The 12,886-nt window shown below is 64.0% G+C and carries 13 protein-coding genes; 3 read left to right on the top strand and 10 right to left on the bottom strand.

The features are described 5' to 3' along the window. Positions 1–119: 119 nt before the first annotated feature. The gene (locus EV286_RS02150) at positions 120–611 is read left to right on the top strand and encodes a DUF302 domain-containing protein (protein WP_132955351.1); all 492 of its coding nucleotides are present in this window, start codon (positions 120–122) and stop codon (positions 609–611) included. Between the two features lie 46 nt (positions 612–657). Here the strand turns inward: EV286_RS02150 and EV286_RS02155 are convergent, their stop codons facing one another. Further along, the gene (locus EV286_RS02155; protein WP_132955352.1) at positions 658–1,908 is read right to left on the bottom strand and encodes a class I SAM-dependent RNA methyltransferase; all 1,251 of its coding nucleotides are present in this window, start codon (positions 1,906–1,908) and stop codon (positions 658–660) included. Continuing rightward, positions 1,905–2,645: a TlyA family RNA methyltransferase gene (locus tag EV286_RS02160; RefSeq protein ID WP_132955353.1), complete on the bottom strand. Its 741-nt coding sequence runs from the start codon at positions 2,643–2,645 to the stop codon at positions 1,905–1,907. Before EV286_RS02160 ends, EV286_RS02155 begins: the two co-directional genes overlap by 4 nt. Before the next feature lie 320 nt (positions 2,646–2,965). Here EV286_RS02160 and EV286_RS02165 point away from each other — a divergent pair, with 320 nt between their 5' ends. Next, a complete protein-coding gene (locus EV286_RS02165) occupies positions 2,966–4,903 on the top strand; it encodes a methyl-accepting chemotaxis protein (RefSeq protein ID WP_132955354.1) in 1,938 nt (645 codons plus the stop codon). A 369-nt stretch (positions 4,904–5,272) separates the two neighbouring features. Here EV286_RS02165 and dxs read toward each other — a convergent pair whose 3' ends face one another. The 5 genes from dxs to EV286_RS02190 form a co-directional block, all read right to left on the bottom strand. Beyond that, on the bottom strand, positions 5,273–7,189 hold the full coding sequence (dxs, locus tag EV286_RS02170; protein ID WP_132955355.1) for a 1-deoxy-D-xylulose-5-phosphate synthase: 1,917 nt from the start codon (positions 7,187–7,189) through the stop codon (positions 5,273–5,275). Between the two features lie 112 nt (positions 7,190–7,301). Beyond that, positions 7,302–8,225 (bottom strand): pirin family protein, encoded by a 924-nt coding sequence (locus EV286_RS02175; protein WP_132955356.1) that lies wholly within the window; start codon positions 8,223–8,225, stop codon positions 7,302–7,304. A gap of 77 nt (positions 8,226–8,302) precedes the next feature. Then, positions 8,303–9,070 carry an SDR family oxidoreductase gene (locus EV286_RS02180; RefSeq protein ID WP_132955357.1) on the bottom strand — a complete coding sequence of 256 codons (768 nt, stop codon included), beginning with the start codon at positions 9,068–9,070 and terminating at the stop codon, positions 8,303–8,305. Between the two features lie 84 nt (positions 9,071–9,154). Continuing rightward, a complete protein-coding gene (locus EV286_RS02185; protein WP_132955358.1) occupies positions 9,155–9,406 on the bottom strand; it encodes an exodeoxyribonuclease VII small subunit in 252 nt (83 codons plus the stop codon). A 2-nt stretch (positions 9,407–9,408) separates the two neighbouring features. After that, a complete protein-coding gene (locus EV286_RS02190; RefSeq protein ID WP_132955359.1) occupies positions 9,409–10,344 on the bottom strand; it encodes a histone deacetylase family protein in 936 nt (311 codons plus the stop codon). Between the two features lie 170 nt (positions 10,345–10,514). Between EV286_RS02190 and EV286_RS02195 the strand changes: the two genes are divergently transcribed. Then, a complete protein-coding gene (locus EV286_RS02195) occupies positions 10,515–10,916 on the top strand; it encodes an acyl-CoA thioesterase (protein WP_132955360.1) in 402 nt (133 codons plus the stop codon). Between the two features lie 12 nt (positions 10,917–10,928). Here the strand turns inward: EV286_RS02195 and EV286_RS02200 are convergent, their stop codons facing one another. From EV286_RS02200 to EV286_RS02210, 3 genes are read right to left on the bottom strand one after another with little or no spacing between them, the layout of a single operon-like run. Further along, positions 10,929–11,492, bottom strand: a complete 564-nt coding sequence (locus EV286_RS02200; RefSeq protein WP_132955361.1) for a biotin transporter BioY — start codon at positions 11,490–11,492, stop codon at positions 10,929–10,931. A gap of 16 nt (positions 11,493–11,508) precedes the next feature. After that, entirely contained in the window at positions 11,509–12,123 is a 615-nt protein-coding gene (locus EV286_RS02205) for an energy-coupling factor transporter transmembrane protein EcfT (protein WP_132955362.1), read from the bottom strand. Continuing rightward, positions 12,123–12,800, bottom strand: a complete 678-nt coding sequence (locus EV286_RS02210; protein ID WP_132955363.1) for an ABC transporter ATP-binding protein — start codon at positions 12,798–12,800, stop codon at positions 12,123–12,125. Before EV286_RS02210 ends, EV286_RS02205 begins: the two co-directional genes overlap by 1 nt. Positions 12,801–12,886: the final 86 nt, after the last annotated feature.

A 12,886-nucleotide genomic window follows, 5' to 3' on the forward strand; every position in this document is an offset into this window, starting at 1 on the left:
CCTTAGGGCCTTCAGCAAATCGGTGGAAAGCCGGCCCGTCACCGCTCATGAGCGTGCGGGCAGGAATGCACTAGCCCGCAGGGCAGATGCCGATCCAGCCGAACCGTTCAGGAGCATCCATGAGCCAGCCAGTACCCTCACACACGACGGTCTCCATCGAGCATATGCGGATCGAATCCGAAGCGTCGCTCGAGAATGTCAAAGCCGCCCTCGAACGCATCGTCCCGCAGCTCGATCCCGCCGTTACTGTTTTCCTTCGCAAGGGGGATCGGGAGCATGTCGACTGGCAACGCGAGCATGGTCCGAAACTCTCGCTGTTCGTCACGCGCGATCATGGCAGCCTGCTCAAGGCGAGCGGTGAGGTTCGCAAGGCCTTCCAGTACGAGATCGGCAATCCCATCACCGCATCGCTGATGACGCGTCACGACACGCGTGCAGCTCTCTACGCGCCATTGCGCATCATCCTCTACGAGGACGACCAGGGCCACGCGATCATAGAATATGACAAGCCTTCGTCGCTCTTCGGCCAGTTCCGTGACGAGCGGGTGACGGAAGTTGCGCGCGAGCTCGACAACGAACTCGAGGACATCCTGCTTCGCGCCGCCGCATGAAGGCGCGGCGCCTCGATCCATCCTTCAATATCATGGCAAGGCCGGCCTATTTTTCCAGCGTTGCCACGATCTCCACATGCGACGTCCAGAGGAACTGGTCGATCGGCGTGATGCGCTTAATGCGATAGCCGCCTTCCACGAGGATCGCGAGGTCGCGAGCAAGCGTCACCGGATTGCAGCTGACGGCCACGACGCGGCCAACGGCGGAGCGGGCAAGTTCCTTGGACTGGAACTCTGCCCCGGCGCGTGGCGGATCGAAGACCACGAGGTCATAGGCCTTGAGCTCCTGCGTCATCAACGGCCGGCGGTAGAGGTCGCGCCGCTCAACTGTGACCGGCTTCAGCCCCTGCGTGTTCCGCGCCGCATGATCGAGCGCAGCCAGCGCCTTTTCTTCTCCCTCAACCGCATGCACCCGGCCAAGACGGGCGAGCCGCAGAGAAAACGTGCCCGAGCCGGCAAAGAGATCGGCGATGCGCTTTGCCTTGCCCGCGTGGGCAAGCACAAGTTCCGCCATCGCTTCTTCGGCCGGCTTTGTCGCCTGCGTAAAGCCGCCGGCGGGCGGGGTCACCTGAACACCGCCGAAATCGATCCTGGGCTTCGAAGGTTCGACGACAATCTCCCCATCGAGCGAGACACGTGCGATGCCACGCAGGCCGAGGATCGTCTCGACGGCGCGGCGCCGCTGCTGGTCGGAGAGCTTGCGGATGCCTTCGACGTCGAGGTCGAGACCCGACAGTGTCTCGAGCACCGTGATGCGGAAAGCTTCGGAATTGACGGCAAGCGCCTTGCCGATTGCCTTGATCGCCGCCAGCCGCGAGATGATCGCCGGCGAGGAGATGGGACATTCCTCGATCGCGACGATGTGGTGCGTCTCGGCCTGGTTGAAGCCGAGCAGCAGGTCCTTCTCGGTCTTGCGGGCAGCAAGAACGAGGCGCCGGCGCTCACCCGGATGCGCCGGGATGACGTCGTCGACGGGATGCGTCAGGCCGCGTGACTTGAGCGCATCGACAACCAGCTGCCGCTTGAAGGCGCGGTAGGGCGCATCGGCATAGTTCTGCAGCGTGCAGCCGCCGCAGGTGCCATTGACGCCGTCCGGGCCGAAGTGGCGACAGACCGGATCGCGGCGATCGGGCGAGGGGGCGGCAATCGACATCAGCGTGCCATGGTTCTTGACCCGCGCGATCGCGACGGTTTCGCCCGGCAATGCAAACGGCACGTAGAGCGGGCCGTCCTGCCCCTGGGCAATGCCGTCGCCCTGAGCGCCCAGCTTCTCGATCGTTACTGTTTCGGTGCTCATGGCTTGCGTCCTGCGAGAAGAAATTCCTTGTTGCCGTCGCCGCCGGCAATCGGCGAGGCAATCAGGCCGAGGCTTGTCCAGCCCATGTCCTGCTCGAGCCACCGCTCCAGCTCCGCCGCAACCGCCGGTGCCGAGGAAGGGTCCTTGAGAAGACCGGATTTCGCGATCGCATCCCGCCCTGCCTCGAATTGCGGTTTCACCAGCAGGACGCACCCGGCCCCCGGCTCAGCGAGCGAAAGGGCAGGGGCGAGCGCCAGCTTCAGCGAGATGAAGGAGACATCGGAGACGATGAAGGAGACTGGATGGCCAACGTCCTCCGCGGTCAGGTTGCGGGCGTTCAGGCCCTCGATACTGGTCACGCGCGGATCGTCCTCGACGCGCGGATGTATCTGGCCGTGACCGACATCGATTGCGGTGACATGGGCCGCGCCGCGCTGCAGCAGGACTTCGGTGAAGCCGCCGGTCGATGCGCCTACGTCGAGACAGTGCCGGTCCCTTGGATCGAGACCGAAATGGTCGAGGGCCGCGACGAGCTTCAGTGCCGCGCGCGAGACGTAGTCCTGGGCCGGGTCGTCGACCGCGACCTCGACAGTGCTCGCGAAGACGGCGCTGGGCTTGGTGACGACCTTGCCCCCGATCTTCACCGTCCCGCGCTGGACGGCATCCCGCGCCCGGGAGCGGCTCGGGAAGATGCCAAGGGAGACGAGGAGCTGGTCGAGGCGTTGCGGTTCGGACATCGGCTGTGCATGACGGCCAAGACGCCCGCTTGCAAGCTTTTTGTTGCGCGGAGCCCGTTTGCGGCTCGTCTGGCCCGTGAAAATGGCACAGAAGGCGTGTCGGGATCGGATCCACGCGATTCAATTTATTTTAAAGATGTGGCCTTAATTTCGTCTTCGATTGCAAGGCCCGTGATTCCCGCGCCGCGTTTGCCATGATGGCATCTCCGATTTTCATGCCAATCATGCCCTTTCCCCGAATAAGAACGTGACCGGCGGCGCCGCCCCGTCCGGCAGGTTTGCTATTCATTTTGGACAACGCACAGGAGGCGTTACCTCTGATGTCCGTGAAGAACATGTCTCTCAACGGCAAGCTCGGGCTCACTTTTGCCGCGCTTATTCTGATCTTCGTATCCGTTTCCGCCTTCGTCTATTCGAAGGCGCAGATTTCCGCACGCGCCGCGATCGAGCAGGCCCGCTCCGGCCAACTCGTCAACCAGATCGATGATGCCCTGCAGGCCATGCTGGAGCAGGCCGTCAACCTTCGCGGTTTCATCCTCTTCCGCAGCGACAGCACCTATGGCGATATCTTCACCAATCGCGAGCGCATGCTGAAGGCGATCGCCGCCGCCAAGGAAACGGCAGCCGGCAATGCCGATTTCACCCAGCAGATCGACGCCATGCAGAAGGCCGCAGACCTTTATTTCCACGAACTTGCCGAGCCGCAGTCGAAGGCCCGCAAGGAAACCGACATGCCGATCGACCAGGTCGTCAAGATCGGCGTCAACGAGACCAAGGGCCAGCTCGATGGCTTCCGCCAGGCCTCGGCCAAGATCAAGGCTGCCGCTCGCGCAAATTCGGATGAGCTCGCGGCAACCCAGGCCGCTGCCAACAGCGTCCTCATCGCGACGCTCGTCTTCGGCGGCGTCTTCGCCGCACTGGCTGCCGCGGCTCTCGCATGGCTGCTCTCGCGCACCATCGTTCGTCCGATCGTCGGCATGACCGCCGCCATGGACCGGCTTGCAAGCGGCGAAAACAACATCGACGTGCCGGCGCTGAACCGTCACGACGAAGTTGGCCGGATGGCGCAGGCCGTGGTCGTCTTCAAGGAGGCAGCAATCGAGAAGCAGCGCCTCGCCGGCGAGACCGAGCGCATGCGCGGCGACGCCGAGCGCCAGCGCCAGATGACCGACGAGCAGAAGGCTCGCGAGGAAGGCGATATCCGCTTTGCCATCGAGGCGCTTGCCAATGGTCTCGCTAGCCTTGCCGAAGGCGATGTCGCATACCGCATCCAGACGGGTTTTGCCCCGCAGTTCGATGGCCTGCGCACCGACTTCAACAACGCGCTCGTCAAGCTGGAGGCCGCACTTCAGGCCGTCGGCCAGAACGCTTCGGCGATCCATGCTGGCGCTGCCGAAATCCGCTCGGCTGCCGACGATCTCGCACGCCGCACGGAACAGCAGGCGGCCGCCGTCGAAGAAACCGCCGCAGCCCTGGAAGAGGTCACCACGACCGTCCGCGACTCCGCCAAGCGGGCGGAAGACGTCGGCCATCTCGTTGAGCGCGCGCGCCTCGGCGCGGAGAAGTCCGGCGAGGTCGTCCGCAAGGCGGTCGACGCCATGCAGCAGATCGAAAAGTCTTCCGGCGAGATCAGCAACATCATCAGCGTGATCGACGACATCGCGTTCCAGACGAACCTGCTTGCCCTGAACGCCGGTGTCGAGGCAGCCCGTGCCGGTGATGCCGGCAAGGGCTTCGCTGTCGTCGCCCAGGAAGTCCGTGAGTTGGCGCAGCGCTCTGCGAACGCCGCCAAGGAAATCAAGGCGCTGATCAACACCTCCAGCACCCAGGTCAATACCGGCGTCTCGCTCGTCGGCGACACCGGCAAGGCACTGCAGGCGATCGTCGGCGAAGTGCAGGAGATCAACCAGCATGTCGGCGCGATCGTCACGGCGACGCGCGAACAGTCGGTCGGCCTCCAGGAGATCAACACGGCAGTCAACAACATGGACCAGGGCACGCAGCAGAACGCCGCGATGGTGGAAGAGCAGACGGCCGCAAGCCATACGCTCGCCCGCGAAGCCGGCGCGCTGAACGACCTCCTGCGCCAGTTCAAGCTCGCTGCGACGTCCGAGCAACCCCGCCCGGTTGCCGCGACACCGCAGTCTCGTCCCGCTCCGTCACCGGCGCGCGTCCTTGGCCGCACGGTCGCAAAGGCCTTCGGCGGCAAGGCTGCAACTGCTGCTGCCGTCGCCCAGGACGAGTGGGAAGAGTTCTGAGAACCGCAGCGATCGCTCTCTCCTGCTTGTCGGGAGAGTGGCGCCTGATTGTGCTTTGAAAACTGAAAAGGGCAGCCCGCAACGGCTGCCCTTCGTTTTTTACTGTGGAGGCGCGTAACCTCGCCCACCCGTCACCCCGGACTTGATCCGGGGTCCAGCAGCGCCGCGTCGGCGGCGCGAAAGACCCTCAGTATACGGGTCCTCTCGGCTCACAGACGTTCGCCAGTTGGATTCCGGCTCAAGGCCGGAATGACGGCAATATCCGGCGTGCTGTCCAAAGCTGCGGCCGATACGGTCTTTGCCGGCAGCCCACAAGGCTGCCCTTTTCCATTGGATATGTTGGTATGCCGCTGCTTGTCAGGCGCAGCGTTATCCCGCCGCGCCGACGATCAGGCTACGTCCCAGCGTCTTGAAGACGGTGGAGACGATGCCGGCGCGGTCGAGACCGGCACGGGCGTTCATCACCTCCGGCTTGGCCTGCTCCATCCAGATGTCGGGCATCACCAGCGAGCGGATCTTCAGGCCGTGGTCGAGCAGGCCCTCCGTGGCGAGGTATTGCATCACATGGCTGCCGAAGCCGCCGACGGCACCTTCCTCGACGGTGATCATTACCTCATGGTTGGTGGCAAGCTGGCGGATGAGATCGAGGTCGAGCGGCTTGGCGAAGCGCGCATCGGCGACGGTGGTGGAAAGCCCCGCCGCATCGAGGTCTTCGGCGGCAAGCAGACAATCGGCGAGGCGCGTGCCGAACGAAAGAAGCGCCACCTTGGTGCCTTGCTTGACGACACGACCCTTGCCGATCTGCAGGATCTCACCGCGCGCGGGCAGGTCGACGCCGACGCCCTCGCCACGCGGATAGCGGAAGGAAATCGGACCGGCATCATAGGCGGCGGCCGTGCGCACCATGTGCTTCAGTTCCGCCTCATCCGCCGCGGCCATCACGACGAAGCCCGGCAGCGTCGCGAGGAAGGTCGTGTCGAAGGAGCCGGCATGGGTCGGTCCGTCTGCGCCGACGAAGCCGGCGCGATCGATCGGGAAGCGAACCGGCAGACCCTGGATCGCCACGTCGTGGACAACTTGGTCGTAGCCGCGCTGCAGGAAGGTGGAATAGAGGGCGCAGAACGGCTTGAAGCCCTCGGCCGCAAGCCCGGCCGCGAAGGTCACTGCATGCTGTTCGGCGATGCCAACGTCGAAGGTGCGCGACGGAAAGGCCTCGGCAAGCTTGTCGATGCCGGTACCGTTCGGCATGGCGGCTGTGATGCCGACGATCTTGTCGTCATAGCCGGCCTCCTGAACGAGCGCCTCGGCAAACACGCTGGTGTAGCTCGGCGCGTTCGGCTTCACCTTGGCCTGAGCACCGGTGATGACGTCGAACCTGTTGACGCCGTGATACTTGTCTGCGGCCGCTTCGGCCGGCGCGTAGCCCTTGCCCTTCTGGGTCACGACATGGATAAGAACCGGGCCGCGGGCATTGTCACGCACGTTGCGGAGCACCGGCAGCAGGTGTTCGAAGGAATGTCCGTCGATCGGGCCGATATGGTAGAAGCCCATCTCCTCGAACATCGTCCCGCCGGTCACGTAGCCGCGCGCATGCTCGACCGCGCGGGTGAGTGCCCGGTCGACATTCTTGCCGAGATAGGCCGTCAGCTTCTTGCCGAATTCGCGGAAGCCCATGTAGGTGCGTCCCGAGGCAAGTCGCGCCAGATAGGCGCTCATCGCGCCCGTAGGCGGGGCGATCGACATGTCGTTGTCGTTGAGGATGACGATCAGCCGGGCATCGAGGGCCCCGGCATTGTTCAGCGCCTCATAGGCCATGCCTGCCGACATGGCGCCGTCACCGATGACGGCGATCACCTTGCGATCGGTCTTTTCGAGGTCGGCGGCAACCGCCATGCCGAGCCCGGCCGAGATCGAGGTGGAGGAATGCGCCGCGCCGAAGGGATCATATTCGCTTTCGGCGCGCCGGGTGAAGCCGGAGAGGCCGTCTTCCTGCCGTAGCGTGCGGATGCGTTCGCGCCGGCCGGTCAGGATCTTGTGCGGATAGCACTGATGCCCAACGTCGAAGATCAGCCGGTCGCTGGGCGTCTCGAAAACCTTGTGAATCGCGATGGTGAGCTCGACCACGCCTAGGCCCGCACCCAGATGTCCGCCGGTGCGCGATACCGCATCGATCATCTCGTCGCGCACTTCGCGGGCGAGCTGCGGCAAGTCTCGATCGTCCAGCTTTCGCAGGTCTGCAGGAAACTCGACCTGATCCAGCAGGGGCGTCACGGGCAATTCTGTCACGGGCTGATGCTCTTTCTTGCTGTTATTGGGCGGGGGCTCGCCTTTACTCCATCGTCCTTTGCGGCAAAAGACGTCTATTTCATGGACCGCAAGGTTCCCATTCTAGAGGAGATCAACCCTCCGGCAAAGGGATGAACTCCTCTTCATCCCCCGGAACAATGTCGAAGTGACCTGTTCGCCACTCTTCCTTGGCTTTCTCGATGCGCTCCTTGGAGGAAGAAACGAAATTCCACCAGATGTAGCGCTTGGAATTCAGCGTCGCACCACCGAAAAGCATCATGTGACAGCCTTGCTCGCCGCCCTGCAGGGTGATCTCGTCACCCGGGCGGAATACGAGGAGTTGGTCGGCCTCGAAACGGTCGCCGGCGACGATCAGGGAGCCTGCGAGGATGTAGATCGCGCGCTCTTCGTGTGCCGCGCCGAACGGGAAGCGGACATTCGGCTGCAGTTCGAGATCCGCATAGAGCGTGTCCGAGTAGACCCCGACCGGCGAGGTCAGTCCCTCGAAACTGCCGATCACGAGGCGTCCGCGCGCGCCGTCGGCGTCGATCAGCGGCAGGTCGCTCTTTTCCGTGTGGGCGAATGCCGGGTCGATCTCTTCCTTGTCGTCGGGAAGGGCGAGCCACGTCTGCAGCCCGGAAATCGACAGCGGATGGCCGCGCAGTTTGTCGGGTGTGCGCTCCGAGTGCACGATGCCGCGGCCCGCCGTCATCAGGTTGATGTCGCCGGGCTGAATGACCTTTTCGGTTCCCAGGCTGTCGCGATGGCGAATCTCGCCGTCGAAGAGATAGGTAACAGTCGAAAGGCCGATATGCGGATGCGGCCGGACGTCGAGAGCTTCGCCGGCCTTCAGGATGGCAGGTCCCATGCGGTCGAAGAAGATGAACGGTCCGACGAGCCGGCGCTCCCGCGTAGGAAGCGCGCGGCGCACGGAAAAACCGCCAAGATCTGTGGTCCGCGGGATGATCAGGTTCTCGATGGCGTTGCAGGCAAATGCGTCGCCGGGCAGGGGATCCTTACCGGGGAAGAAGGACATGGGCGTTTCTCCAGTGGCGAATGCTCCGACCAGACATAGCGCCCGGCGGTGGATTGGGAAAGGTCTGATGGCCCGGCTCAGATCGCCGTGAAGCCGTTGTCGACGAAGAGGTGGGCGCCGTTGACGAAACTGGACTCGTCGCTGGCCAGATAAAGTGCGGCACGCGCGACATCTTCCGGCTCGCCGATCCGCCCCTGCTGGGCAGCGATCGCGGCATCGGAAACATCGACGCCGAGCGCCTGCAGCTCGCTGACCTCACGCAACCCGTGCGGCGTGCGGATGAAGCCGGGGCAGACGGCATTGCAGCGAATGTTGCGGTCGCGGAACTCAACGGCAATGGCGCGCGCAAACATGTGCACCGCGCCCTTGGTGGTGTCGTAAAGCACTTCCATCGGCGTGGCGGCAACCGCCGAAATCGACGAGGTGCAGACGATCGATCCGCCGCCAGCCGCAATCATCTTCGGCAGGACGGCCTTCGTCATCAGGAACATCGAGCGCACGTTGACGGCGTGCAGCCAGTCCCACTCCTGCAGCGTGGTTTCCAGGAACGGCTTGATGACGATGGTGCCGGCATGGTTGAAAAGCACGGTCACGGCGCCGTAGCGCTCCTCGACGCCGGCGACGGCTGTGTTCACCGCCTTTTCGTCCGAGACGTCTGCGGCCCAGTAGTCGGCCTCGCCGCCGGCATCGCGGATGGCCTCGACCGTCTGCGCCGCAGCATCGCCGTTGCGGTCGATGATCGCTACGCGCGCGCCTTCTGCCGCAAACAGCCTCGAGGCCGCGCCGCCCATGCCCGTCGCGCCACCTGAAATGATGGCGACCTTGCCTATCAACCTGTCCGTCATTCGTATTCGCCCCCTCGGATATCGGCCTTCGGGGATGATATCCCGGTCATTCGCCGGGAGCCAGCGTCCTCGAGGATAGGTGCCTCAGGCCCCGTCGAGCGGCTCGACACCCTGCGGCTTGCCGGCACGGTCGAGCCTGATCTTCTCGATACGGTTTTCCGCGGCCGTCAGAAGCGCTTCGCAATGCTTCTTCAGCGCCTCGCCGCGCTCATAGATCTCGATGGATTCGTCGAGCGCCACGTCGCCGCGTTCCAGCCGCGCCACGATGCTTTCGAGTTCGGCCACCGCCTTTTCGAAGGAATAGCCGGAAACGTCCGGTCTGGCGCTGTCAGTCATCGTCAACCCTTTATCATTCTCAGTATGTGGAGGCCGGCCGATTCGGCGAGGCCTTCCAGATCATAGCCGCCTTCCAGCAGGCTGACGACCCGGTTCCTCGCGCTCCGGTCGGCCACCTCGAGAAGCCGCCCCGTTGCCCAGTCGAAATCCTCGCCGACGAGGTTGATCTGTGCCAGCGGATCGCGGTGATGCGCGTCGAAGCCCGCCGAGATGATGATCAGATCCGGGCGGAAATCGTGAAGCGCGGGCAGCACGCGAGACTTGAAGGCCTCGCGGAAATGATCGCTGCCGGTGTTCGGCGAGAGGGGGGCATTGACGATCGTATTGTGGGTGCCGGTTTCCTGAAGGGCGCCGGTGCCGGGATAGAGCGGCATCTGGTGGGTCGAGCAGAAGAGCACGGAAGGGTCGTCCCAGAAGATGTCCTGGGTGCCGTTGCCGTGATGCACGTCCCAGTCGACGATGGCGATGCGCTCGGCGCCATGGGCCTTCTGGGCGTGGCGGGCGGCAATCGCGGCATTGTTGAAGAAACAGAAACCCATCGCGGTGGTTTTTTCCGCATGGTGTCCCGGCGGCCGGGCTGCGACGAAGACGTTGTCCGCAGCACCGGAGAACACGTCGTCGACGGCGGCCATGGCCGCACCCACGCCGGTCAGCGCCGCCTGCAGGCTCTTGCTGCTGGCGTAGGTGTCGGCTTCCAGCTGGTTGATGCGGTCTTCCTCCTCGGGAATCTGCCGCATGACCGCCAGCAGATGCTCCTCGGGATGGGCGAGAAGGACGGCGTCCTCGCTTGCCTGCGGCGCCTGCTTGCGGTCGAGCCGGGCGAAATTCGGATGCTCGAGCGCGATGTTGAGCGAGCGCAGCCTGTCGGCGCGCTCTGGATGCCCCGGCGGTGTAACGTGCTCGAGGAAGATCGGGTGTTCATAGAGGCGTGTCGTCATGGCTCCCAGCCTATCGATGAACGCTGTCACGATCCACAGGACATGGTGTCCGCATGGTGGATTTCAACAAATGCCGCAGGCGCCGACATGGAACATGCGCGTTTACTTCCTGCCTGCCTGTGCATAAGCTTTTCCTCAGAAACAGACTCACGCTGCGGAAGGCATACTGAATGGACGGCGTCGATCGATCCAAGGTGATCGAAATCCGGGTTCCCTTCTCCGACGTTGGCATGCATGGGCAGATGTTCACGACGTCCTATCTGCGCCACGCGGAAACGGCTGTGCTGAATTTCTGGAAAACCCGGCCGGAACAGGCGGTCGAGCCGGTCTATATCGCCACCAAGGTCTCCTGTACGATCCATCGCGGCCTGCGCTATGACGAGTTTGCGCGCTTCATCGTCAGCATCGACAAGATCGGCGTGAAATCGGTCGGCTTCGACGTCATGGTCACGGCCGAGGGGGAGCCGGTGGCCGAGGCGGAAATATTGTGGGTCGCCCACGAATCCGAGGATGGCGAACCCGTCCCCCTGCCGGAGGCCACCCGCGACTGGCTTTATCAGATCCTTGACTAAGGCTCGCCAGGCTCAGGTGCGAGCCGGCAGCAGCGGATAGCCGACCATCACCGCCCGCCCGGCAAGCGCTGCCACGACAGCCTTGATGACATCGCCCGGAACGAAGGCGAGCGAGCCGAGGAAGGCGGTGGAAAAACCGGTGCCGCCGGCAAGCGCCAGATAGGTGATGCCGAAGGCGTAAAGCACCACGATGCCGCCGATCAGCGACGCGAGGAAGAAGCCGACGGTCTGCACAAGGCCGGACTGCCGGGAATCCACCAGCCGCTCGCTGAGATAGCCGGTGGTGTAGGCCGCGAAGATCCAGCCGATGAAGAAGCCCGCGGTCGGGCCGACAAATACGGCAAGGCCGCCGCGTCCGCCGGAAAGCACGGGCAATCCGATCGCGACCAGCAGGACGACGATCAGGACGGCGACGGCGCCGCGGCGCGCGCCGAGCACGACGCCGGCGAGCATCACGCCCAGCGACTGGGCGGTGACCGGCACCGGAATGATGCCGAGCGAGATCGGCGGCAGCAGCCCGAGCGCCACGATGATGGCGGCAAAGAGGGCGGCAAGGACGAGGTCGCGCGTAGTCATGGTGCCTCCGGAATCTTCAGTTTTGATTCAAATGCCGCCGAATGCCCCGCGCGTCAATCGCCGCGGCAATGTTATCCGCATCGCGTAGCGTCAGGATGATGAGCGGCACGAGCACTGTGGTCGGGCGGACATTCAAGCCGCGGGCGCGATGGGCATCTCGTATCGCCTCGTACCGCGCCAGGATTTCCGGAACGAATCGGATGACGAGCCCGATTGCGAGGCCGATATCGGAAGCCCTTGCCAGTCCCGCCCTTTCGAGCGGGGAGGCGAGCGCGGTGACCTCGTGGATGAAGGCGGCGATCGTCGTCGTCGCCGTGACGGATGCAGCAAAGAACACAAGTGCCGTCAGCCGCAGGAGACCGACGACGGCATCATGAAACGGGTTGAAGAGCAGGCTGAAAAGCGCAACGACAAGGATCGTCAGCAGGACGGGCCTGAGCCGCCTCAGGGCTTCGGCCACCGAAAGGCCGAGGCGAAAATAGATGAGTACCCCGCAAAGTGCGGCAGGCGCCAACAGGGAGATGGAGTTGGTGAGAAACAGCGCAATGCCGAGCACGGCAAGGAAAACGAGTTTGATGCGGGGCGAAAGGCGATGCAGCCATGTATCCGTTTCGATATAGAGGCTCCGCATCAGACGGCGACCTCGCGATATCGCGCGATCGCCTCGGCGGGCGGGGCGTCGGCGATGAGCCGGCCCTCGTGGAACACGAGCACGCGCTCGAAATCCTCGATCAACGGCAGGTCATGGGTGATGACGAGGACATGCTCGGGAAGCCCGGCGATGATCGCCTCCACGCGCGCCCTGTTGCGCATGTCGAGCTGGTTCGTCGGCTCGTCGAGGATAACGATCTGAGGGCCGGTCACGAGGACGGCGCAGAGTGCGGCAAGCTGCAGTTCGCCGCCGGAAAGCTCGTGCGCCCGCCGCTCGGCCAGCGGCGCCGCGTCGAAGCGGGCGAGGATCGCGTCGACTGCGGCCTCGATCTCGGCCGGCTTGCGGCCGCGTCCCTTGAGCCCGAAGGCGATGTCGTCCTTGACTATCGGCAGGATGATCTGGTTCTGCGGCGACTGGAAGACGAAGCCGACATCGGCAAGAACGGCCCGGTCGTCGGCCGCCGTGTCACGGCCATTGACGATCACCCGTCCGCTCGTCGGCTTCAGGAGACCATTGATCAATCGCGCAAAGGTCGTCTTGCCGGAACCATTGAGGCCGATGACGCCGATCCGCCGCTCCGCGAGCGTGAGATTCAGGGAGTGAAGCGCGATGCGATCACCGAAACTGACCGCAGCCTCCTCGAAGCGGATTTCCAATGGATGTCCCCGTTCAAAATCAATCCGTCGCTCTATAGACCGGAACGGCGCTCGATTGAAACTGCATCCATGCGGTTTGAATGAAT

It is taken from the genome of Rhizobium sp. BK251, assembly GCF_004345245.1.
In the GTDB taxonomy this organism is placed as follows: Bacteria; Pseudomonadota; Alphaproteobacteria; order Rhizobiales; family Rhizobiaceae; genus Rhizobium.